At 75.5% G+C, this 20,682-nt stretch carries 18 protein-coding genes; 15 read left to right on the forward strand and 3 right to left on the reverse strand.

Annotated elements, in window-relative coordinates:
• The first annotated feature begins 13 nt into the window (after window positions 1–13).
• The 10 genes from hutU (at window position 14) to ABT160_RS12905 (ending at window position 12,428) form a co-directional block, all read left to right on the forward strand.
• Window positions 14–1,687, forward strand: a complete 1,674-nt coding sequence (hutU, locus tag ABT160_RS12860; protein WP_351646856.1) for a urocanate hydratase — start codon at window positions 14–16, stop codon at window positions 1,685–1,687.
• Window positions 1,688–1,704: 17 nt separating this feature from the next.
• A complete protein-coding gene (locus ABT160_RS12865; RefSeq protein ID WP_351646885.1) occupies window positions 1,705–2,895 on the forward strand; it encodes an allantoate amidohydrolase in 1,191 nt (396 codons plus the stop codon).
• On the forward strand, window positions 2,886–4,223 hold the full coding sequence (locus ABT160_RS12870) for a formimidoylglutamate deiminase (protein WP_351646858.1): 1,338 nt from the start codon (window positions 2,886–2,888) through the stop codon (window positions 4,221–4,223). Before ABT160_RS12865 ends, ABT160_RS12870 begins: the two co-directional genes overlap by 10 nt.
• Before the next feature lie 31 nt (window positions 4,224–4,254).
• Window positions 4,255–5,430, forward strand: a complete 1,176-nt coding sequence (gene hutI, locus ABT160_RS12875) for an imidazolonepropionase (RefSeq protein ID WP_351646859.1) — start codon at window positions 4,255–4,257, stop codon at window positions 5,428–5,430.
• A gap of 171 nt (window positions 5,431–5,601) precedes the next feature.
• Window positions 5,602–6,705 carry a GNAT family N-acetyltransferase gene (locus ABT160_RS12880; RefSeq protein WP_351646861.1) on the forward strand — a complete coding sequence of 368 codons (1,104 nt, stop codon included), beginning with the start codon at window positions 5,602–5,604 and terminating at the stop codon, window positions 6,703–6,705.
• Between the two features lie 173 nt (window positions 6,706–6,878).
• Window positions 6,879–8,147: a glycosyltransferase family 2 protein gene (locus tag ABT160_RS12885; protein WP_351646886.1), complete on the forward strand. Its 1,269-nt coding sequence runs from the start codon at window positions 6,879–6,881 to the stop codon at window positions 8,145–8,147.
• Window positions 8,144–8,944, forward strand: a complete 801-nt coding sequence (locus ABT160_RS12890) for a polysaccharide deacetylase family protein (protein ID WP_351646863.1) — start codon at window positions 8,144–8,146, stop codon at window positions 8,942–8,944. Before ABT160_RS12885 ends, ABT160_RS12890 begins: the two co-directional genes overlap by 4 nt.
• Window positions 8,945–9,045: 101 nt before the next feature.
• Window positions 9,046–10,923, forward strand: coding sequence for a hypothetical protein (locus ABT160_RS12895; RefSeq protein ID WP_351646865.1), 1,878 nt, complete (start codon window positions 9,046–9,048; stop codon window positions 10,921–10,923).
• Between the two features lie 6 nt (window positions 10,924–10,929).
• Window positions 10,930–11,340: a hypothetical protein gene (locus tag ABT160_RS12900; protein WP_351646867.1), complete on the forward strand. Its 411-nt coding sequence runs from the start codon at window positions 10,930–10,932 to the stop codon at window positions 11,338–11,340.
• Window positions 11,337–12,428 (forward strand): glycoside hydrolase family 26 protein, encoded by a 1,092-nt coding sequence (locus ABT160_RS12905; protein ID WP_351646868.1) that lies wholly within the window; start codon window positions 11,337–11,339, stop codon window positions 12,426–12,428. The genes ABT160_RS12900 and ABT160_RS12905 overlap by 4 nt, the downstream gene beginning before the upstream one ends.
• Here the strand turns inward: ABT160_RS12905 and ABT160_RS12910 are convergent.
• The 3 genes from ABT160_RS12910 to ABT160_RS12920 all read right to left on the reverse strand — a co-directional run bounded on the left by ABT160_RS12910 (window position 12,403) and on the right by ABT160_RS12920 (window position 16,727).
• A complete protein-coding gene (locus tag ABT160_RS12910; RefSeq protein ID WP_502984213.1) occupies window positions 12,403–14,517 on the reverse strand; it encodes a lipopolysaccharide biosynthesis protein in 2,115 nt (704 codons plus the stop codon). The genes ABT160_RS12905 and ABT160_RS12910 overlap by 26 nt on opposite strands.
• Entirely contained in the window at window positions 14,510–15,652 is a 1,143-nt protein-coding gene (locus ABT160_RS12915; protein WP_351646889.1) for a DegT/DnrJ/EryC1/StrS family aminotransferase, read from the reverse strand. The genes ABT160_RS12910 and ABT160_RS12915 overlap by 8 nt, the downstream gene beginning before the upstream one ends.
• 178 nt (window positions 15,653–15,830) lie before the next feature.
• Window positions 15,831–16,727 (reverse strand): RNA polymerase sigma factor SigF, encoded by an 897-nt coding sequence (locus ABT160_RS12920; protein ID WP_351646869.1) that lies wholly within the window; start codon window positions 16,725–16,727, stop codon window positions 15,831–15,833.
• A gap of 229 nt (window positions 16,728–16,956) precedes the next feature.
• Between ABT160_RS12920 and ABT160_RS12925 the strand changes: the two genes are divergently transcribed.
• The 5 genes from ABT160_RS12925 to ABT160_RS12945 form a co-directional block, all read left to right on the forward strand.
• The gene (locus tag ABT160_RS12925) at window positions 16,957–17,325 is read left to right on the forward strand and encodes an STAS domain-containing protein (protein WP_351646871.1); all 369 of its coding nucleotides are present in this window, start codon (window positions 16,957–16,959) and stop codon (window positions 17,323–17,325) included.
• A gap of 147 nt (window positions 17,326–17,472) precedes the next feature.
• Window positions 17,473–18,060 carry an ATP-binding protein gene (locus ABT160_RS12930; protein ID WP_351646873.1) on the forward strand — a complete coding sequence of 196 codons (588 nt, stop codon included), beginning with the start codon at window positions 17,473–17,475 and terminating at the stop codon, window positions 18,058–18,060.
• Between the two features lie 171 nt (window positions 18,061–18,231).
• Window positions 18,232–18,921 carry an LPXTG cell wall anchor domain-containing protein gene (locus ABT160_RS12935; protein ID WP_351646875.1) on the forward strand — a complete coding sequence of 230 codons (690 nt, stop codon included), beginning with the start codon at window positions 18,232–18,234 and terminating at the stop codon, window positions 18,919–18,921.
• 3 nt (window positions 18,922–18,924) lie between these two features.
• Window positions 18,925–19,767, forward strand: coding sequence for a COG1470 family protein (locus ABT160_RS12940; protein ID WP_351646876.1), 843 nt, complete (start codon window positions 18,925–18,927; stop codon window positions 19,765–19,767).
• Window positions 19,764–20,682: neocarzinostatin apoprotein domain-containing protein (locus tag ABT160_RS12945; RefSeq protein WP_502984214.1), on the forward strand; the 919-nt coding region annotated here is incomplete at its 3' end. The genes ABT160_RS12940 and ABT160_RS12945, both read left to right, overlap by 4 nt.

Here is a 20,682-nt window from a genome sequence, read left to right on the forward strand (position 1 = left end):
GGGAGGCACCGCCATGTCAGGACCCCGCCCCGTTCGAGCCCCGCGCGGTACGGAACTGAGCGCCCTGGGATGGCAGCAGGAGGCCGCCCTCCGGATGCTCCAGAACAACCTCGACCCCGAGGTCGCCGAGCACCCCGACAAGCTCGTCGTCTACGGCGGCACCGGCAAGGCCGCCCGCGACTGGCGCTCCTTCGACGCCATGGTGCGCACCCTGCGGACCCTGAAGCAGGACGAGACGATGCTCGTCCAGTCCGGCCGCCCGGTCGGCGTGATGCAGACCCACGAGTGGGCGCCGCGCGTGCTCATCGCCAACTCCAACCTGGTGGGCGACTGGGCCAACTGGGAGGAGTTCCGCCGCCTGGAGCAGCTGGGCCTGACCATGTACGGCCAGATGACGGCCGGCTCCTGGATCTACATCGGCACCCAGGGCATCCTCCAGGGCACCTACGAGACCTTCGCCGCGGTCGCCGCCAAGAAGTTCGGCGGCACGCTGGCGGGCACCATCACGCTCACCGCCGGGCTCGGCGGCATGGGCGGCGCCCAGCCGCTCGCCGTCACCATGAACGACGGCGTGGCGATCTGCGTCGACTGCGACCCGCGCGCCATCGACCGCCGCATCGAGCACAAGTACCTGGACGTGAGGGCCGACTCCCTGGAGCACGCGCTCCAGCTGGCCGTCGAGGCGCGCGACGCCCGCCGGCCGCTCTCCATCGGCCTGCTGGGCAACGCCGCCGAGCTGCTGCCCCGGATGCTCGCCGAGTCCGCGCCGGTCGACATCGTCACCGACCAGACCAGCGCCCACGACCCGCTGGCCTACCTGCCGCTGGGCGTGGCCTTCGAGGACATGGCCGACGCCGCCGCCAAGGACCCGGCGGGCTTCACCACCCGCGCCCGCGAGTCCATGGCCCGGCACGTGGAGGCCATGGTCGGCTTCATGGACGCGGGCGCCGAGGTCTTCGACTACGGCAACTCCATCCGCGGCGAGGCCCAGCTGGCCGGGTACGAGCGCGCGTTCGCCTTCCCCGGCTTCGTACCGGCCTACATCCGGCCGCTGTTCTGCGAGGGCAAGGGCCCCTTCCGCTGGGCGGCGCTGTCCGGCGAGGCCTCCGATATCCACAAGACCGACAAGGCGATCCTCGACCTCTTCCCGGAGAACGAGTCGCTGGCCCGCTGGATCAAGATGGCCGGCGAGCGCGTCCACTTCCAGGGCCTGCCCGCCCGCATCTGCTGGCTCGGCTACGGCGAGCGCGACCGCGCGGGCGAGCGCTTCAACGACATGGTGGCCTCCGGCGAGCTCCAGGCGCCCCTCGCCATCGGCCGCGACCACCTGGACTGCGGCTCGGTGGCGTCCCCGTACCGCGAGACCGAGGCGATGCTGGACGGCTCCGACGCCATCGCGGACTGGCCGCTGCTCAACGCCATGGTCAACGTCGCCTCCGGCGCCTCCTGGGTCTCCCTGCACCACGGCGGCGGCGTCGGCATGGGCCGCTCCATCCACGCCGGGCAGGTCACGGTCGCCGACGGCACCCCGCTGGCCGGCGAGAAGATCCGCCGGGTGCTCACCAACGACCCGGGCATGGGCGTCATCCGGCACGTGGACGCGGGCTACGACACCGCGGAGTCGGTCGCGGCCGACAAGGGCGTGCGCGTCCCGATGCGCGAGGGCGCCGAGGGCGGCGCCGCGTGAGCGAGAGCTTCCACGCCATGTGGCGTTCGCTGCGGCCCAAAGGCCGCAGCGACGCCTCCGGCGGCTACCGGCGCTTCGCCTGGACCGGCGCCGACGCGGACTGCCGCCTGTGGTTCCGGATGCAGGCCGAGGCCCGCCGCCTGGACTACGAGGTGGACCGCAACGGCAACCAGTGGGCCTGGCTGGGCGACCCCGCCGCGGGCGACGCCGTCGTCACCGGCTCGCACCTGGACTCCGTCCCCGACGGCGGCGCCTTCGACGGCCCGCTCGGCGTCGTCTCCGCCTTCGCCGCGCTCGACGAGCTGCGGCGCAGGGGCGTCACCTTCAGCCGGCCGCTGGCCATCACCAACTTCGGCGACGAGGAGGGCGCCCGGTTCGGGCTCGCCTGCGTCGGCTCCCGGCTCGCGGCCGGACAGCTGGCCAAGGACAAGGCCTTCGAGCTGCGCGACGGCGACGGCGTCACCCTGCCCGCCGCCATGGAGCGGGCCGGGCTCGACCCCGAGGCCATCGGCCCCGACCCCGAACGCCTGGCCCGGGTCGGCGCGTTCGTCGAGCTGCACGTGGAGCAGGGCCGCGCCCTGGACCTGTCCGGCGACCCGGTCGGCATCGCCTCCGCCATCTGGCCGCACGGCCGCTGGCGCTACGACTTCCACGGCGAGGCCAACCACGCGGGCACCACCCGGCTGGCCGACCGGCGCGACCCGATGCTCACCTACGCCGAGACGGTCCTCGCCGCCCGGCGCGAGGCCGGACTCGCGGGCGCCGTCGCCACCTTCGGCAAGGTCTCCGTCGAGCCCAACGGCGTCAACGCCATCCCCTCCTTGGTGCGCGGCTGGCTGGACGCCCGCGCCGCCGACCAGGACGCCCTGGACGCGGTGACCACCGGGATCGAGAAGGCCGCCCGGGAGTACGCCGACCGGCACGGCACCGACCTGGCCGTGGCGCGCGAGTCCTTCACGCCGGTCGTGGAGTTCGAGCACGCCCTGCGCGACGAGCTGGGCCGGCTGCTCGGCGGGAAGGTCCCGGTGCTCGGCACGGGCGCGGGCCACGACGCGGGTATTTTGTCCGCCTCCGTGCCGACCGCCATGCTGTTCGTACGCAACCCCACGGGCGTCTCGCACTCCCCGGCCGAGTCCGCGGCCGAGGACGACTGCGTGGCCGGGGTGCTGGCACTGGCCGACGTACTGGAGGGACTCGCGTGCAGGTGACGTACTGGCTGGAACACGCCTGGCTGGACACCTACGTGGAGCCGGGCGTCCGCCTGGACGTCGCCGACGGCCGGATCACGGCCGTGCGCACTGGCGTCGAGGCCCCGCCCCCCGGCGCCGAGGTGCTCCGCGGCCTGACCCTGCCGGGCCTGGCCAACGCCCACTCGCACGCCTTCCACCGGGCCCTGCGCTCCACCGTGCAGGTGGGCTCGGGGACCTTCTGGACCTGGCGCGAGTTCATGTACCGGGCCGCCGGCCGGCTCACCCCTGACTCCTACTTCGACCTGGCGCGCGCCGTGTACGCGGAGATGGCGCTGGCCGGGATCACGGCCGTGGGCGAGTTCCACTACGTCCACCACGCCCCCGGCGGCGCCCGCTACGACGACCCCAACGCCATGGGCGAGGCCCTGGTCGCGGCCGCCGCCGAGGCCGGGATCCGCATCACCCTGCTCGACACCGCCTACCTCTCCTCGGGCTTCGGCGCCGCCCCCGACCAGCACCAGCTGCGCTTCAGCGACGGCACGGCCGAGGCCTGGGCCGAGCGGGTCTCCCAGCTCAAGGAGCGCGACGGCGTACGGATCGGGGCGGCGGTCCACTCGGTGCGCGCCGTCCCCGCCGCCGAGCTGGCCACGGTCGCCGACTGGGCGCGCGCCCGGCGGGCCCCGCTGCACGTGCACCTGTCCGAGCAGACCGCCGAGAACGAGCAGTGCCTGGCCGCGCACGGCGTCACCCCGGCCCGGCTGCTCGCCGACCACGGGGTGCTCGGCCCCCGCACCACCGGCGTGCACAACACCCACCTGAGCGACGAGGACGTCGCGCTCATCGGCGGCACCGGCACCGGCACCTGCATGTGCCCGACCACCGAGCGGGACCTGGCCGACGGGATCGGCCCGGCCGTCGCCCTGCAGCGGGCGGGCTCGCCGCTGTCCCTGGGCAGCGACAGCCACGCGGTGATCGACCTCTTCGAGGAGGCGCGCGCCATGGAGCTGGACGAGCGGCTGCGCTCGCGCACCCGGGGCCACTGGACGGCGGCGGCGCTGCTGCGCGCGGCGTCGGCGGACGGGCACGCGGCCCTGGGCTGGCAGGAGGCGGGGACGCTGGAGGCGGGCGCGCTCGCCGACTTCGCGACGATCACGCTGTCGTCGGTGCGCACGGCGGGGGCGGAGCCCCGGCTGGGCGCGGAGGTCGCGGTGTTCGCCGCGACGGGCGCGGACGTGACGGACGTGGTGGTGGGCGGACGGCGCGTGGTCCGCTCCGGCGCGCACACCGCGGTGGCGGACGTGCCCGGGGCGCTGCGCGCCTCGATCGCGGCGCTGCGCCACCCCTGAAGACCACCCCGCGGCAGAGGAGAGGAACCCCATGGCACCGACCACGCTCATCACCGGCATCCGCACCCTGGTGACCAACGACCCGGCCCTCGGCGAAGGGCCCCTCGGGCTCGTCGAGGACGCGGCCCTGGTGCTCGACGGCGAGGCGGTCGCCTGGGCCGGGCCCGCCGCACAGGCCCCCGCCGCGGACCGGTCGGTCGACGCGGGGGGCCGCGCGGTGATCCCCGGGTTCGTCGACTCCCACTCGCACCTGGTCTTCGCCGGCGACCGCACCGCCGAGTTCAACGCCCGCATGTCGGGGCGGAGTTACACGGCGGGCGGCATCCGCACCACGGTCGCCGCCACCCGGGCGGCCAGTGACGCGGAGCTGGAGGCCAACCTGGTGCGCCACCTGGGCGAGGCGCTGCGCCAGGGCACCACCACCTTCGAGACCAAGTCCGGCTACGGCCTCACCGTCGAGGACGAGGCGCGCGCCCTGCGGCTGGCCGCCGCCCACACCGACGAGGTCACCTACCTGGGCGCCCACATCGTCTCCCCGGACTTCGCCGAGGACCCCGCCGGGTACGTGGAACTGGTCACCGGCGCGATGCTGGACGCCTGCGCCCCGCACGCCCGCTGGATCGACGTGTTCTGCGAGAAGGGCGCGTTCGACGGGGACCAGGCGCGGGCCATCCTCACGGCGGGCCGGGCCAAGGGGCTGCTGCCCCGGATCCACGCCAACCAGCTGTCGTACGGCCCCGGGGTGCAGCTCGCCGTGGAGCTGGACGCGGCCAGCGCCGACCACTGCACCCACCTGACCGACGCCGACGTGGACGCGCTGGCCCAGGGCCGGACGGTGGCGACCCTGCTGCCCGGCGCCGAGTTCTCCACCCGCGCCGCGTGGCCGGACGCCCGCCGCCTGCTCGACGCGGGCGCCACGGTCGCCCTCTCCACGGACTGCAACCCCGGCTCCTCGTACACCTCCTCCATGCCCTTCTGCATCGCGCTCGCGGTGCGGGACATGGGCATGACCCCGGACGAGGCGCTGTGGTCGGCCACCGCGGGCGGCGCGGCGGCCCTGCGCCGCACGGACGTCGGCCGGCTGGCCCCGGGCGCCCGCGCCGACCTGGCCGTGCTCGACGCCCCGTCCCACGTCCACCTGGCCTACCGCCCCGGCGTCCCGCTGGTGCGCGAGGTGTGGCGGCGCGGGGAGCGGGTCGCGGGCTGAGCCCCGCCGTCCGGTCCCGCCCGTCCCTCCCGGCCCGTCCCCCACTCCTTGGTCCGGTCCGTCACGGACCGGTCACAAGAGGCCCGAGTGGCCCTGTCCGGGAGGGATTTCGACCGGTACCTTCCTGGAGCGGGGTCACGCAAGGCTCAAGGGGGAGACCGGGGGGTCGAGTTGAGCAGTGCACACAGCCGTGGCGCGGTACGGGTGCGGGTCGTGCGGCCGGGGGAGCTGACCGAGGGGGAGACCGAGGCCTGGCGCGAGCTGCGCGCCAAGTCCGGGCAGCCCCAGAACCCCTTCATGGAACCGGAGTTCACCCTCGCCGTGGCCGCCGTCCGGCCCGGCGCGCGGGTGGCCGTGGTGGTCGAGGACGGGGAGCCCGCGGGCTTCTTCGCGTACGAGACCGGCGGGCTCGGGCACGGGCGGGCCATCGGGCTCGGGGTGTCCGACTGCCAGGGGGCCGTGCTGCGGCCCGGGCTGGCGCTGGGCACGCGGGACCTGCTGCGCGCCTGCGCCCTGTCCGCCTGGGAGTTCGACAACCTGGAGGCCGGACAGCCGCTCTTCGCGCCGCACGCCGCCGAGGAGTTCGCCTCCCCGGTCGTCGACGTCGGCGAGGGCTACCCGGCGTACGAGCGCGAACTGCGCGCCCGCTCGCCCAAGTTCCTCAGGTCCACCCTCGCCAAGGAGCGCAGGCTGGGAGAGCGTTCCGGCGGACTGCGGTTCGTCTTCGACGAGCGCGACCCGGCCGTGCTGCGCACCCTGATGGAGTGGAAGTCCGCCCAGTACCGCAGGACCGGCCGCCGCGACCGCTTCGCCCAGGACTGGATCAGCGGCCTGGTCCGCGACCTGCACGGCTCCCGGGTGCCCGGCTGCGCCGGGACGCTCTCCGTGCTGTACGCGGGCGGGGCCCCGGTCGCCGCGCACTTCGGGCTGCGCTCGCGCACCGTCCTGTCCTGCTGGTTCCCGGCCTACGACCCGGCCCACGCCCGGTTCTCGCCGGGCCTGGTGCTGCACCTGCGGATGGCCGAGGCCGCCGCGGAGGCCGGGATCGGGATGCTGGACCTGGGGCGCGGCGCCGCCGAGTACAAGGACGCCCTCAAGACCGGCGAGCTGCGCGTCGGGGAGGGCGCGGCGGTGCGGGCCGGGGTCCGCGCGGGCCTGTGGTGGCTCGGCCACGAACCGGCCCGCCGCGCGCACAGCTTCGTCCGCGGCAGGCCCCGGCTCGCCGGGTACGCGCAGCGCGCGCTCAGCCGGGTCGGGCGCATCCGGGACACCTGAGCCCGCCGGCCGGCCGCTCCTGCTAGCAAGGCCCTTGGAGACAAGGGGAGTCGAGGCCGAAGAGGCTCGCGACAAGGGGAGTTCCGTACGGAATTCCGTACGCCGTCCCGCACCGCCACGTCGTCGCACCGTGAACCGGGGGAGCCGTGCAGCCACAGTCCGTCCCACAGCCCATCACCGTCTGCGAGATCGACCTGGGCGACCCGCGCGACCCGGCCGCCCCGGCCGTCCTGCGGCCCGCGCCCGGCGGCCGCCCGCCCACCGGGGGAGAGGTCTACGCCCTCGTCCGGCTGCGAGGCCGGCCCGTCGCCACCGCCGTCGGCCGGATCGCCCCGGGCGAGGACCCCGCGCGCGCCCTGGCCGCCCTGGCCAGGGCCCGGCTCGCGGGCGGCGTCCCCGCCGGGCCGCCCGCGCCCGCCGCCGCGCCGCCGCGCACCAGCGTGGTCGTCGCCACCCGCGAGCGGGCGGACCGGCTGGCCCGGGCCCTGGACTCGCTGCTCGCGCAGGACCACCCGGACTTCGCGGTCGTGGTCGTCGACAACGCCCCGGCCACCGACGCCACCCGGGACCTGGTCGACCGCGCGTACGCCGGCCGCGTGCGCTACGTCCGCGAGGACGTGCCCGGGCTCGCCTCGGCGCACAACGCGGGCGTGCGCGCCGCCGACGGCGACGTGGTCGCCTTCACCGACGACGACGTGGTGGCCGACCCGCACTGGCTCACCGCGCTCACCGCGCCGTTCGCCGCCGACGAGCGCCTGGGCTGCACCACCGGCCTGATCCTGCCCGCGCTGCTGCGCACCCCCGCGCAGATCCTCCTGGAGAGCCACGGCGGCTTCGCCAAGGGCTTCGAGCCGCGCCTCTACGACCCGCTGAGCCCGCCGCCCGACCAGCCGCTGTTCCCGTTCGCCGCGGGCAGCTTCGGCTCCGGCGCCAACATGGCCTTCCGGGTCCGGGCGCTGCGCGACACCGGTGGCTTCGACCCGGCGACCGGCACCGGCACCGCCGCGCGGGGCGGCGACGACCTGTACGGCTTCGTCAGCGTGCTGGCCGCGGGACACCGGCTGCGCTACGCGCCCGACGCCCTGGTCTGGCACCACCACCGGGAGACCTGGCAGGACCTGCGCGAGCAGGCGTACGGCTACGGGGCGGGCCTCACCGCGTACCTCACCGCCCTCCTGGTGCGCCGCCCGGCCCTGCTGCCCGCCGCCCTCGCCCGGCTGCCGCGCGGCCTGGCGCACGCCCGCGCCCTCACCGCCGCCCGCGGCGCCGCGGACACCGGCGCCGTCCCCGGCCAGCACGGCGGCGCCGCCCACCCCTGGCCGCGCGCGCTGTCCCGGCTGGAGCGGCGCGGCATGCTCTACGGGCCCGTCGGCTACCTGCGGGCCCGGCGCGCGCTGTCCTCGCGGGGCGTCCACGGCGTACCGGCGCGGGAGGGCAGATGAACGCCGCCGCGCGCATCCCGGTGCTGCTCTACCACGCGGTGATGGACGACCCGCCCGCCTGGATCGCCGAATTCACCGTCGCCCCAAGTGAGTTCGGGCGGCAGCTGGACGCGGTCGCCGCCAGCGGGCGCACCGCCGTGCCGGTCAGCGCGCTCGCCGCCTTCCTGGCCGGGCGGGGCGGACTGCCTCCCCGCCCGGTGGTGCTGACCTTCGACGACGGCTTCGCGGACCTGCCCGGGCCGACCGCCGAGGCCGTCGCCTCCCGGGGCCTGGCCGCCACCGCGTACCTGACCACCGGGGCGATCACCCGGGGCCGCGGCAGCCTGCTGCCGCCCGCGCCGATGATGGACCTCGCCGAGGCGCCGCTCCTGGAGCAGTACGGGATGGAGGTCGGCGGCCACACCGTCACCCACGCCCAGCTGGACACCCTGCGCGCCGCCGACCTGCACCGCGAACTGGCCGACTCCAAGCGGGCGCTGGAGGACGTGCTGGGCCACGAGGTGGCGCACCTGGCCTATCCGCACGGCTACAACAGCCGCGCGGTGCGCCGGGCCGCCCGGGCCGCCGGGTACGCCTCGGCGGTCGCCGTGCGGCACGCGCTCAGCTCCGGGCGCGACGAGCCGTACCGCATCGCCCGGCTCATCGTGCGCCGCCGCCACACGGTGACGGACGTGGCGGACTGGATGGCCGGGCGGGGCGCCAGGACGGCGCCGTACCCGGACTCGCTGCCCACCGTCGGCTGGCGGGCCTACCGCAGGGTCCGCGCCCGGGCGCGCGGGCCGGAGTTCGCCGGGTAGCCGGCGGGCGATCCGGGAAGGGGACGGGGAAGGTCGACTCCCTTACGGGCAAGCGGCGTACGGGAGCGGTGCAGGACAGCTCGGACGGGAGGAGTCGTACCGTGCGGCAGCAGGAGAGCGTGCCCGTACCGCTCGACCGGGACGGCGGCCCGGGCCCCGCCGCGCCCACCGCGCCCCGCCGCCCGCCCGCACCGCCCGACGCCTTCTGGGCCTGGGCGCCGCTGCTCCTCGCCACCGCCCTGTGGCTGTACGCGCTGCCGCGCACCGGCTTCCGCGCCATGGACGACTACGGGCTGCTCGACCGGCTGCCCCCCGCCTACTACGCCTCCCTGGCCGTGCTCACCGCGGGCTTCGTGCTGAGCCTGCGCCGGGCGGGCACCGCGCCCTGGTGGCCCGCCGGGTACAGCGCGGGCCTGCTGGTCGCGCTCAAGGCGCCGCCCGCGGTCCTGTACGACTGCGTGCGCTACCCCTGGGCCTCCAAGCACGACGCCGTCGTCGACATGCTGCTCGCCAACGGCCGGCTGCGGCCGGACGCGGGCCTGTCGGGCAACATGTCGGCGTACGAGCAGTGGCCCGGGTTCTTCACCCTCAACGCCGCCCTGGTGCGCGCCTTCGGCGTCGAGGGCGCCGCCTCCTTCGCCAACTGGGCGCCGGTCGTCCTCGGACTGCTGCTCCTGCCGGTGCTGGTGCTCCTCTACCGGACGTTCACCGACGACTGGCGGCTGGTGTGGACCGCCGTGTGGATCTTCCAGGCCGCCAACTGGGTCGGCCAGGACTACCTGGCGCCGCAGGGCCTGGCGTACCTGCTGCACCTGGCCGTCCTCGCCGTGGTGCTGCGCCACTTCGTGCGCCCCGGCACCGCCGGGCGGCTGCGCGACCGGAGCTACCTGGACCCGGCGGCCACCGCCGTGCCACCGCCCACCGGGCTCCGCCAACGGGCCCTGTGCGTCCTGCTCCTGGCCCCGCTGATCGCGGCCGTCAACGCCGTCCACCAGCTCACCCCCGTGATGCTGTGCGTCTGCCTGCTGGCCCTCGCGCTCACCCGCCGCTACCGCAACTGGGGCCTCCTGGCGGTCGCCGGACTGCTCATGCTGGCTTGGGACCTGACCATGGGGCGCCCGCTGTTCGTGGAGACGCTCGGCACCCTCAAGGACTCGCTCGGCGAGCTGACCCGCAACTCCCGCGCCGGGTACGCGGGCCAGCTCACCGGGCCGGGACCGGAGCTCGCGGGCCGCGCCAACGTCGCGATGGTGCTCCTGGTGGCCGCCCTCGCGGCCGTCGCCCTGCTCACCCGCCGCCGCCTCGCCCACGGCGCGCTGCCGCTGCTGCTCGTCTCGGCCGCCCCGCTGCCGCTGTTCGTGGTCAACGACTACGGCGGCGAAATGCTCTTCCGGGTCTACCTGTTCGGGCTGCCCGGCGCCGCGTTCTTCGCCGCCGCCGCCCTGGTGCCCGCCGCGGCGGGGCGGCCCGGGGAGGGCGACGCGGCCCGGCTGCGGCGGCGCAGGACCGCCGCCGTCGCGCTGCCCGCGGCCCTGCTCCTGCTGGTGGCCGGGTTCCTGCCGTCGTACTACGGCAAGGAGGCGATGTACTACACGCCGCCCGCCGAGACGGCCATGGTCGAGCGGGCCATGGACCGGGCCCCCGACGGCGCCCTGGTGCTCGCCGCCACCGGCTCCTTCCCCGGGTCACTGCACCGCTACGACCACCACGAGCACTGGTTCTTCGCCGAGCAGGAGCTGCCGGAGAACGAGAAGCTGCTCGCCGACCCGGCCCGCTACCTGGCCGCGGGCATCCCGCCCGGCGTCCGCGCGTACGTGGTCCTCACCCGCACCCAGGACGTCTACACGGCGGGCGAGGGACTGCTGCCGCCCGGCGGCTTCGCCACCCTGCGCGCGGACCTGACCGCGTCGCCGCTCTTCGAGGTCGTCGAGGAGCACCCGTACGGCGTCGTGCTCGCCTACCGAAACCCCGCGAGGTGAGGCCCCATGGCCCCCCAGGACCGCTCCGTCCGCGCCCCGTCCGCCCCGGCCCCCGCGCCACCGCGCCCCCGGCCCCCGCTCCCGCTCAGAGCCGCCGCGGGGCTGTCCGGCTGGGTGGCGCTCGCGGCCACCCTGCTGCCCGCGGGCTGGCCGGTGCGCTGGGTCCCCGTGCTGCTGTTCGTCTGCTTCGGACCCGGCGCGGCGCTGCTGCGCCCGCGCCCCGGCGCCCGCCTGGAGGCGTTCGCGCTGGCCGCGCCGGTCAGCCTGTCGCTCGCGGTGCTCACGGCGACCGCGCTGTTCCTGGCCGAGGGCTTCTCGGCGACCGCGTTCCTGGTCGCGCTCGCCGCGTTCACCACGGTCGTCGCCGCGCTGCCGGGACTGCCGCTGCCCGCCGCCGTGCCCGGGGGCGGACGGTGAACCGCCGCCCGGCCGTCCTGCTCGCCGCGCTCGCCGTCGCCACCGCCACCGCCCTGGGGGCCTGCGCCCCGGCTGGCGACGACGGCGGGGGCCCGCACGGCCTGCCCCGGAACGCGGCCTCCGGACAGCCGCAGACCGGCCGCTGCGCCACCGACGAGCTGCTCGTCGCGCCGTGCGGCGCCTGGTGGGGGGCGTACGTCCCGTACGGCGCGGACGGCTCGCTGGCCGGGCCGGTGCGCGCGTTCGAGAAGAAGATCGGGCGCAGGCTCGACCTCGTCTACACGTACCACGACATGTCCGGCAAGCCTCTCGACGGGGAGCTGCTCACCCCCGACGAGCAGGAGCTGGGCCGTGACCGGCTGCTGATGCTGGCCTGGGAGTCCACCGTGTGGACGAAGCCGCACCACGAGGACTACACGGAGACCCAGCTCGGCTGGAAGGACATCGCCTCGGGGAAGTACGACCGCTCGCTGGTCGACCCGCAGATCGAGCGGGTCAAGGCGTACGGCAAGCGGGTCTTCCTCTCCTTCGACCAGGAGGCCGACGCCCGCGTCAAGGAGGGCGCGGGCACGCCGGAGGAGTACGTCGCCGCCTACCGGCACCTGCGCGAGCGCTTCGAGGAGCGCGGCGCGGACAACGTGGTGTGGGTGTGGACGGTCTCCGGCTACCTGGGCAGCGCCGACCTGATGAAGCGGCTCTACCCGGGCGACGACCAGGTCGACTGGATCGCCATGGACCAGTACAACTACTACGCCTGCCACGACACCACCGACTGGAAGGACTTCGACCGCAGCCAACGGCCCAGCTACGACTGGCTCCTGGAGAACATCAGCGACGAGAAGCCCGTCATGCTCGCCGAGTTCGCCACCGCGCCCGACGCGCGCGACCCCGCGCGCCGACGGGACTGGTACGCGCGCATCCCCGAGGTGGTGCGCACCCTGCCGAAGGTCAGGGCCCTGGTCCTGTGGAACCGCTCGGTGCCCGGCGGCGAGAAGTGCGACCTCACCGTCGACTCGGGACCGGCCCTGGAGGGCTACCGGGAGGCGGGCCGCGACGGCTGGTTCACCCAGCGGGTCCCGACCCGCTGAGCCCGCCGGCCCGTACGGAACGCAGCCCGGCCGCCCCCGCGTACAGGGCCAGGAACACGGCGGTGGCGGGCAGCGCGTGCGCCGCGAACACGTGGTGCGCCGCCCAGCCCGCCACCGCCAGCACCCACACCGCCACCGCCGTCGCCCGCACCCCCGCGCCCAGCTCCCGCAGCACCGCCGCGGCCAGCGCCAGACAGACCGCCTGGAGCGCCACCGGCAGCGCGAGCAGCACCACGGTGCGCAGGTCGGCGTCCGCGGCCCCGGCGAGCAGCCGGGCGAACGCGCGCGCCGCCGAGCCGGTGGCCGGGTCGGGCCGGATGCCGAGCAGCACCGGCGCGGAGTGCAGCGCGGCGAAGGTGACCACCAGGGCCGCGGCGAGCAGCCCGGGGCGCGGCCGGTACAGCGAGACGGCGCCGCTGCACACCACGACCAGCAGGATGCCGGAGGTGACGGTGAGCGGCGGCAGCGCCTCCAGGAGCTGGGTGCCGGACAGGTGGCGGGCGGAGACGTCCCGGGCGCGGGCCAGCGGCACCCAGAAGAGCCCGGCCGCGAGGCCAAGCAGCAGCCACAGCCAGGTGACCGGCCGGCCCTCGCGGTCGTCGTCCCCGTCGCCCTCCCCGGCTCCGGGCGCGGGCGCGGGCACGTACACCGGCAGGCCGAACGCGGGCGTGGAGGTGTCGTGCACCCCGCGCAGGTAGGCGGTCTCGCGCGCCCAGCCGGTCCCGACGCGCTCCGGCCGGGGGCGGCGCGGGAACAGCGGTCGGCCGGGACCCCGGGTCCGGCCCGCCAGCGCGGCCCGCAGCCCGGGCGCCGAGGCCAGCGCGATCACGGTCATCGAGCAGAGCAGCGCCAGGCCCGCGCCGGAGATCCCGATCACCCCGAGCAGCACCGCCGCGCTGCCCAGGACCAGGGCGCACATGGCGCCCTGGAGCAGTGCGAGCACCCCGGTGCGGCCCTGGACGCGCAGCACCCCGATGTACAGCTCGACGGCGACGCGGGGCAGCGCGGCGGCGGCGAGCAGGCGCAGCACCATCGTGCCGTGCTCGGCGTAGTCCGGTCCGAACGGGGCGAGGATCTGCCGGGCGAAGACGATCAGGAACAGCACCACGGGCACCAGGAGCAGGGCCATCCTGCGCAGCGCCCCGCGCACCCCGGCGGCCAGCGACTCGGGGCTGTGCGAGGCGTGCGCGGTGAGCGAGGAGGCCATGTTGACGGCCAGGAACTCCATGGTCCCGCCGACGGTGTAGGCGGTGTAGAAGAAGGCGTTGTGCGCGGCGTCGAAGCGCACCGCGACCATCACCGGCAGCAGGTTGATCATCGCCAGGCTGAACAGCGCGCCGACCGAGTCCCCGGCCAGGAACCGGCCGATCTCGCGCGACGTGGGCGGCTCGCGGTCCCGGTCCTCGTGGGCCTGGCGGGGGATCAGGCGGCGGAACACCAGCCAGCCCAGCGGCAGTACGGACAGCGCGATCGCCGCCGACCAGGACACGAAGACGCCGAGCACGGGCACGGCCCCGGCGCAGGCGACGAGCAGCAGCAGCTTGCCGACGGAGAAGACGGCGTTGCCGACGGGCACCCAGAAGGCCCGGCGCAGCCCGGTGAGCACCCCGTCCTGGAGGGTGAGCAGCGCCCAGCCGACGCAGGACGCGGTGAAGAACAGGCCGGTGGACAGGGTGCCCAGCGGTGCGTACGAGGGGCCCCACAGGTCGAGCGTGAGCAGGAAGCCCGCGCAGGCCACGGCGACCACGACGGAGCTGACCAGGTAGGTGCGGCGGACCAGGGCGGCGGTGGCCCGCCCGGCGCGCGGCACGTAGCGCACGACGGCGCCGATCATGGTGGTGGCGGTGAGGGAGGCGAGCAGCCGCTGGGCGGCGATGGCGGCGGAGCCCTGCCCGACGGCCTCCTCGCTGTAGTAGCGGGCGGCGACCAGCCAGAAGCCGAGGCCGAGCGCGGCGGAGACCCCGGTGGAGAGCATCAGGGCGTACGCGTTGCGGAAGAGGGAGTCGTCGCGCGGTGCGGGCACGTCCGCCGCCTCCCCGGGGGCCGGCCCGCCCTCGTCGGCGCCGCGCAGCCCGACCGCCTCAGCCACGGTCGGGCTTCACCGGCTGGGCGCCGCTCTCGCGCAGGGCGGACAGCACGGCCTCGGCCCGCAGCGGGTCGGCGGGCAGGGCGTGCCGGGCGAACCAGCGGGCCGGGCCCGGGTCGGCGCACGGCGCGGTGAAGGGCTCGCCCGCGTAGTCGTCCAGCGGCGGGTCGTAGAGGTACCCGGTGGTGACGCGGCGGCGGGCCAGCGCGGCGATCGCCGCGTCCCGGTCGGCGACCAGCAGCGGCACCCGGAAGAGCGGCTGGTCGCCGCCGCGCGGGGCGGGCGCGCCCCAGGGGCTGTCGAGCAGGTCGTGGGTGCCGGCGCGGTGCGCGGCGAGCCGGGCGTCCAGGGCGCGCAGCAGCCGGGTGGTGCGGCGCAGCCGGGCGTGGCCGGGGCGCAGCCGGTAGTCGTGCAGGTCGACCCGGACCCAGGAGTGGAAGGCGTCCAGCGAGGGCGCGGCGGCCACGGCGTCCTTCAGCGCGCCGGCGCGCAGCGGCATCCGTATCCCCTCGCGCTCCCGCTGCCCCAGCAGCCGCAGCGCGGCGCGGGCGGCGCCGGTCAGGCGCAGGGCCCGCACGGTGGCCTCGGCGCCCGGCCGGACCAGGTGGGCGGCCTCGGTGAGCGGGCCGGTGGGGTGCAGCAACGCGTCGCGCAGGGTGGCGAGTTCGTCCCGCACGGCGGGGTCGGCGACGGCGACGAAGCCGCCGGTGCGGGCCCCGGTGTGCTTGGAGAGGCTGAAGACGGCGGCCTCGCCGAAGGTGCCGACCGGCCGGCCGTCGAGGGTGGAGCCGATGGCGTGGGCGGCGTCCTCGATCAGCGGGATGCCGAGCGCGTCGCAGCGGGCGCGCAGCTCGGGGGCCGGGTCGGGGTTGCCGTACAGGTTGGTGGTGACGACGGCGGCGAGGCCCTGCCAGGTCTCCTCGGGGACGGCGGCCGCGTCGAGCGAGCCGTCGCGCGGGTCGAGGGGGGCCTGTACGGGGCGCAGCCCGGCGGCGAGGACCACGAAGAGGATCACGTCGTCGTTGACCGGGGACATCAGCACGCGCCCGCCGGGGCGGCACCAGTGGCGCAGGGCGAGGTAGAGCCCCAGCCGGGCGGACGGTACGTACAGGCACGGTCTGCCGAGCCGGCCGCGCATGAGTTCTTCCAGCTCCGCGTACGCAGAAACCATCTGATTCCCCCCTGGGCCCGGGCTCAATGTGGCGCGGACCGCACCGCCCCGTCAATGACGCACAACGGGGGCGAGTGCGGCGGAAGGGCCCGTCCCCTGACGGAACGGACCCTTCGTACCAGCCGGTGGTGGCGGCGCGGTGCCGTCACTCCTCCAGGGTCAGCCCCTTGCGCAGCCTGGTCAGGGTGCGCGAGAGCAGCCGGGAGACGTGCATCTGGGAGATGCCGAGCTCGTCGCCGATCTCGGACTGGGTCATGCCCGCGACGAAGCGCAGCGACAGGATGCGCCGGTCGCGCGGCGGGAGCGCGGCGATGAGCGGCTTGAGGGACTCGACGTACTCGATGCCCTCCAGGCCGTGGTCCTCGTAGCCGATGCGGTCCGCCAGGGCGCCCTCGGAGTCGTCCTCCTCGGGCTGGGCGTCCAGCGAGCTCGCGGTGTACGCGTTGCTCGCGGCCATGCCCTCGACGACCTCGTCCTTGCTGATGCCCAGCTTGGCGGCCAGTTCGGCCACGGTCGGCGAGCGGTCCAGCTGCTGCGCCAGCTCGTCGCCCGCCTTGGCGAGGTCGAGCCGGAGCTCCTGGAGCCGGCGCGGGACGCGCACGGACCACGAGGTGTCGCGGAAGAAGCGCTTGATCTCGCCGATGATGGTCGGCATCGCGAAGGTGGGGAACTCGACGCCTCTGCTGAGCTCGAAGCGGTCGATGGCCTTGATCAGGCCGATGGTGCCCACCTGGATGATGTCCTCCATGGGCTCGCTGCGGGAGCGGAACCGGGAGGCGGCGAACTTCACCAGGGCCAGGTTCAGTTCGACGAGCGTGTTGCGCACGTAGGAGTACTCGTGCGTGCCCTCCTCGAGGGCTTCCAGACGCGCGAAGAGCGTCTTGGACAGGGCCCGGGCGTCCAGGGGTTCCACCTGGTCGAACGGGATCTCGGGAAGGTCGAGGTCCAGTTCCGTCCGGGGGTCGGTCAGGGGGGCTGTCTGTGCCGACGGCGCGTGCGGGGTCCGCGGTTCGTCGAGCCGGGGTGACATGGTCTCCTCCATCGTTCTCGGCATATGGCCGCCGATGCCAGTTCCTGTTTCCTGAGGTGTGCGGCGCCTCCGTAGCCGGCCGTGGTTGGTTGTGTCCCTACTAGCCCTACCCGCTTCCCGGGGATAGTTGCAAGTGTCAATTGTCCGTTATGTGCGCAATGTTCCAAGCTGTGGCTACCGAACGGCGTACGGAAGGCGTAATGTCTGACGACGTCATTGGCGTCGGCGAAGAGGGACGGGCATGGACCGCGGGACGGTCGGCAGCGCGAATCAGGGCCGGCTTCGGGTCGAAGTCCGAACCGTAGGCCGGAGCGAGGTGGTGACACCGGCGGGTGAGCTCGATCACCACACCGCCGATCTGCTGCGCGAGCCTCTGGAGGCCGCGCTCGACCAGGGCCGGGCACGCCTGGTGGTCGACTGCTCACAGCTGGAGTTCTGCGACTCCACGGGGCTCAACGTGCTGCTCGGCGCCCGGCTGAAGGCCGAGGCCGCCGGGGGAGGGGTGCACTTGGCCGGGATGCTGCCCGTCGTCGCGAGGGTCTTCGAGATCACCGGCGCCGAAGCGGTGTTCACCGTGCACGACACCCTCGACGAGGCACTGGCCGACTGAGGGCCGCGACCCGCCGTCCAGGGGAACACCGGGAAAGCGGGTGTTGTCACGAAACGGGCGGGCAGGAGCCCGGCAGGGCACACGGGGAACCGCGCACTCCCCGCACGACGACGAAGGCAACTGGCGAATCGGTGAGGTGAAGCGCTGATGAGCACCACCCGGCGGCATCCGCCGAGCGAACTCGGTCCGGAGCCGGGCGGTACCGGTCCGGCGGGACAGGCCGCGCAGGACGCGAGCGGAGCGGTCACGGCGACCGCGGGCGCCGCGGCCACCGCGGACGCGCCCGCCGACCCCCCCGCGCGGGAGGACGGCGCCCCGCCCGCCGAGGGGCGGCTGCGCACCCTCCAGCTGGGCAACGCGAGCGGCATCGTGCCCCTGGCGCGCGACTTCACGCGCCAGGCGCTCTACGACTGGGGCTGGCTGCCCGCCGCCACCGCGGACCGCAGGGCCGCCGCCGAGGACGTCCTCCTGGTCGTCTCCGAGCTGGTCACCAACGCCTGTCTGCACGCCGAAGGACCGGAGGAGCTGCGCATCTCGCACCGGGCCAAGGTGCTGCGCCTGGAGGTCACCGACCGCGGCGCCGGACAGCCCGCGCCGCGCACCCCGCACCAGGCCGGACGGCCCGGCGGGCACGGCATGTTCATCGTCCAGCGGCTCTGCCTCGACTGGGGCGTCGCCCGCGCGGCCGGGGAACCCGGCAAGACGGTGTGGGCGGAGCTGGCCGCGCCCGCGTAGGGCCACCGGACGGCACCCCCGGACAAAAACCGCGTCACGCGGTTCTCATGGAGCTGTTGTGGAGCACGCCGACAAGGCGTGCTCTTTGTCTTCCCTCGACAAGGTCCCCGGCGTACCTTGAGCGCCCAATCTGATGTGGCGTCAGTAACTTCGCACGAGGGGAACTACGAGGTGTCGTACCAGAAGCGGACAGCGTCACTCACGCTGGCGGCTGCGGTCGCGGGCTCGGTCGTGCTGACGGCCGCCCCCGCCCACGCCGCCGTCGTGGACGTCGACTACGCCTGCCAGACGCCGATCGGCCCCAAGGGCGCCGTATCGCCGATCGACATCAAGGCGGTGAAGAGCGGCAGCGGCTACACCCTGACCATGAGCTTCCAGAAGGGCGTCTCCTCCAGCCCGATCGAGCTCGGCAAGGGGGCGATGAAGCCCAGCGCGGTCATCAAGGTGGGCGGCGCGGGCGAGGGGACGGTCGCGGTCTCGGGCCCGACGAACGACACGGCCATACCCGCCAACACCCCCATCAAGATCAGTGACTTGTCGGGTACGTACACCCCGTCCAAGTCCGGCAAGGTCACCTTCACGGCGGGCGTGCTCACCATCAAGGCGATGGGCACGACCACCACCTGCACGCCCAAGAACAACCCCAAGCCCTCCCTCGAACTCGACGTCCAGGGCGGCTCGGGCTCCTCCGGCGGCTCGTCCGGCGGCTCGGGATCCACTCCGTCCGGCGGCAGCGAGCTGCCCAAGACCGGCCCGATGGACTCCGCGGTCGCGCTCGGCACGCTCGGCGGGACCGTCCTGCTCTCCGGGGCCGCCGGCGTGCTCTGGCTCACCCGGCGCGGTCAGCGCCCCGCGAACTGACCGATGCGCACGGGTGTCGTGGCGGCCGTCGCCGCACTGCTCTGCGTCCTCCTCCTCCCGCTCGGCCCGCCCGCCGCGGCGGCCGGCGGGCAGTGGACCGCCGAGCCGGCGGCCGTGGGCGGCACCAGGCCGTACGCCTACCTGGAGGGCGTGCCCGGCGCCGTCCTGCAGGACGCGCTCGCCGTCACCAACCCCGGGCGCGCGCCGCTGGCCGTGCGGCTGAGCGGGTCGCCCCGGACCGCGTTCGCGCGCGCCGAGGTCACCGTCCCGGCCCGCACCCGCGCCGAGGTGCCCTTCGCCGTGACCGTCCCGGCCGACGCGGTGCCCGGCGAGCGCACCGAGGACCTGCGGGTGAGCGCCGCGGGCCGCGAGGTGACCGTACGGGTACGGCTGCGGGTGGGCGGCACCCCGCTGGCCGCGCTCACCGTGGAGGACGTCCGCCTGGCCGCCGGACGCCTGCGCTACACCCTGGTCAACCGGGGCAACACGACGCTCTCGCCGCGCCTGGAGGTGCGCGCCGACGGGCTGTTCGGCACGGTGCTGCACCGGCCCGGGCGCGCGCTGGGCCGAGAGCTCGCCCCCGCGTCCCGCACGGAGCTGAGCGAGCCGTGGGACGCCCCCGCGCTGGACGCGGTGGACGTGACGCTGCGCGTGACGGCGGGCCCGGACGTGCACGCCGAGGGGCGGACCTCCGCGGTGTACGTGCCCTGGGGCCCGGTCGCGGCAGGCGCCGCGGCGGTCCTCGCGGCGGGCGCCTGGCTGCTGCGCAGACGCCGGGCACACCCCGGTGCGGACGATGAACTCGCAGATGAGGAACGGGACTTGGTGGAGGCGGGAGCCCAGTGAAGTCGATCGAGACGCCCCCCGGACGGCGGCGCGGGTCCCTGACCGCCGCGCTCACGGCCGCCGCGCTGCTGCTCCTCGCCCTGGCCCTGCCGGTGCCCGGCGCCGCGGCGGCCGAACCCGCGCCCAGCGTGAAGCTCTCCGCCCCGCAGGCCGGGAAGGGCGGCGACATCACCGTCAGCGGCTCGGGCTGGCGGCCGGGCGCCCTGCTGGCGCTGCTGATCTGCGGCCAGTCCGCGCCCGGCCGCGGCGTCATCGGCGGCACCAACTCCTGCGCCAACGCCGACGGACGGGCCGTCACCACCGACGCCAAGGGCGCCTTCAGCAAGAAGGTCCCGGTCGCCGAGCCGCCCAAGCCCTGCCCCTGCGTGGTGCACGTCGCCACGGTCACCGGCGCGGCGGCGGCGGCCGACGCCGCGTTCACCGTGGCCGGGCACCCCGTCGCCCCGCTGCCCGCCGAGGACACCGCGGGCCGCCTCGCCGTGCTCGCGACCGTGCGGCTGGACGGCGACGACGGGGTGCTGGTCTGGTTCGGCGCCCCGGCCGGGCGCGACGTCGTGCTCACCGTCGGCAACCTGGGCTCGACGCCGGTGAAGGACCCGGTCTTCGAGGTCGGCACCTCGCACGGCGTGTACGCGCCGCAGTGGGAGGAGCGCCAGTGGCGCGGCACGATCCCGCCGGGCGGGAAGGCCCAGGTGAAGCTGGGCCTGGAGCTGTCCGCGGGCGCCCACGGCGACTACGAGGTCTCGGTCCGCTACGGCGGCCGGGTGCTGGCCACCCAGCCCTGGGGGGTGGACCGCCCCTGGGGCGTCGTCCTCTTCTGCGCAGAATCCGGACCGACCCGCACGCCGAGCGCGTCAGCGTCCAGCGAGGCGATCCCGGCCGCGGTCCGCTCCTCGTCGAGCACCACGAGAGCGG

This window comes from Streptomyces sp. NPDC001941, assembly GCF_040296945.1.
In the GTDB taxonomy this organism is placed as follows: Bacteria; Actinomycetota; Actinomycetes; order Streptomycetales; family Streptomycetaceae; genus Streptomyces.

Excerpts from the sequence above, each read along its gene's own strand:
- ABT160_RS12890 (WP_351646863.1), top strand. The coding sequence starts at position 8,144 with ATGAACGCCGCCGCGCGCATCCCGGTGCTGCTCTACCACGCGGTGATG.
- ABT160_RS12900 (WP_351646867.1), top strand. The coding sequence starts at position 10,930 with ATGGCCCCCCAGGACCGCTCCGTCCGCGCCCCGTCCGCCCCGGCCCCC.
- ABT160_RS12920 (WP_351646869.1), bottom strand. The coding sequence starts at position 16,727 with ATGGAGGAGACCATGTCACCCCGGCTCGACGAACCGCGGACCCCGCAC.
- hutI (WP_351646859.1), top strand. The coding sequence starts at position 4,255 with ATGGCACCGACCACGCTCATCACCGGCATCCGCACCCTGGTGACCAAC.
- ABT160_RS12940 (WP_351646876.1), top strand. The coding sequence starts at position 18,925 with ATGCGCACGGGTGTCGTGGCGGCCGTCGCCGCACTGCTCTGCGTCCTC.
- hutU (WP_351646856.1), top strand. The coding sequence starts at position 14 with ATGTCAGGACCCCGCCCCGTTCGAGCCCCGCGCGGTACGGAACTGAGC.
- ABT160_RS12925 (WP_351646871.1), top strand. The coding sequence starts at position 16,957 with ATGGACCGCGGGACGGTCGGCAGCGCGAATCAGGGCCGGCTTCGGGTC.
- ABT160_RS12930 (WP_351646873.1), top strand. The coding sequence starts at position 17,473 with ATGAGCACCACCCGGCGGCATCCGCCGAGCGAACTCGGTCCGGAGCCG.
- ABT160_RS12915 (WP_351646889.1), bottom strand. The coding sequence starts at position 15,652 with ATGCGCGGCCGGCTCGGCAGACCGTGCCTGTACGTACCGTCCGCCCGG.
- ABT160_RS12865 (WP_351646885.1), top strand. The coding sequence starts at position 1,705 with ATGTGGCGTTCGCTGCGGCCCAAAGGCCGCAGCGACGCCTCCGGCGGC.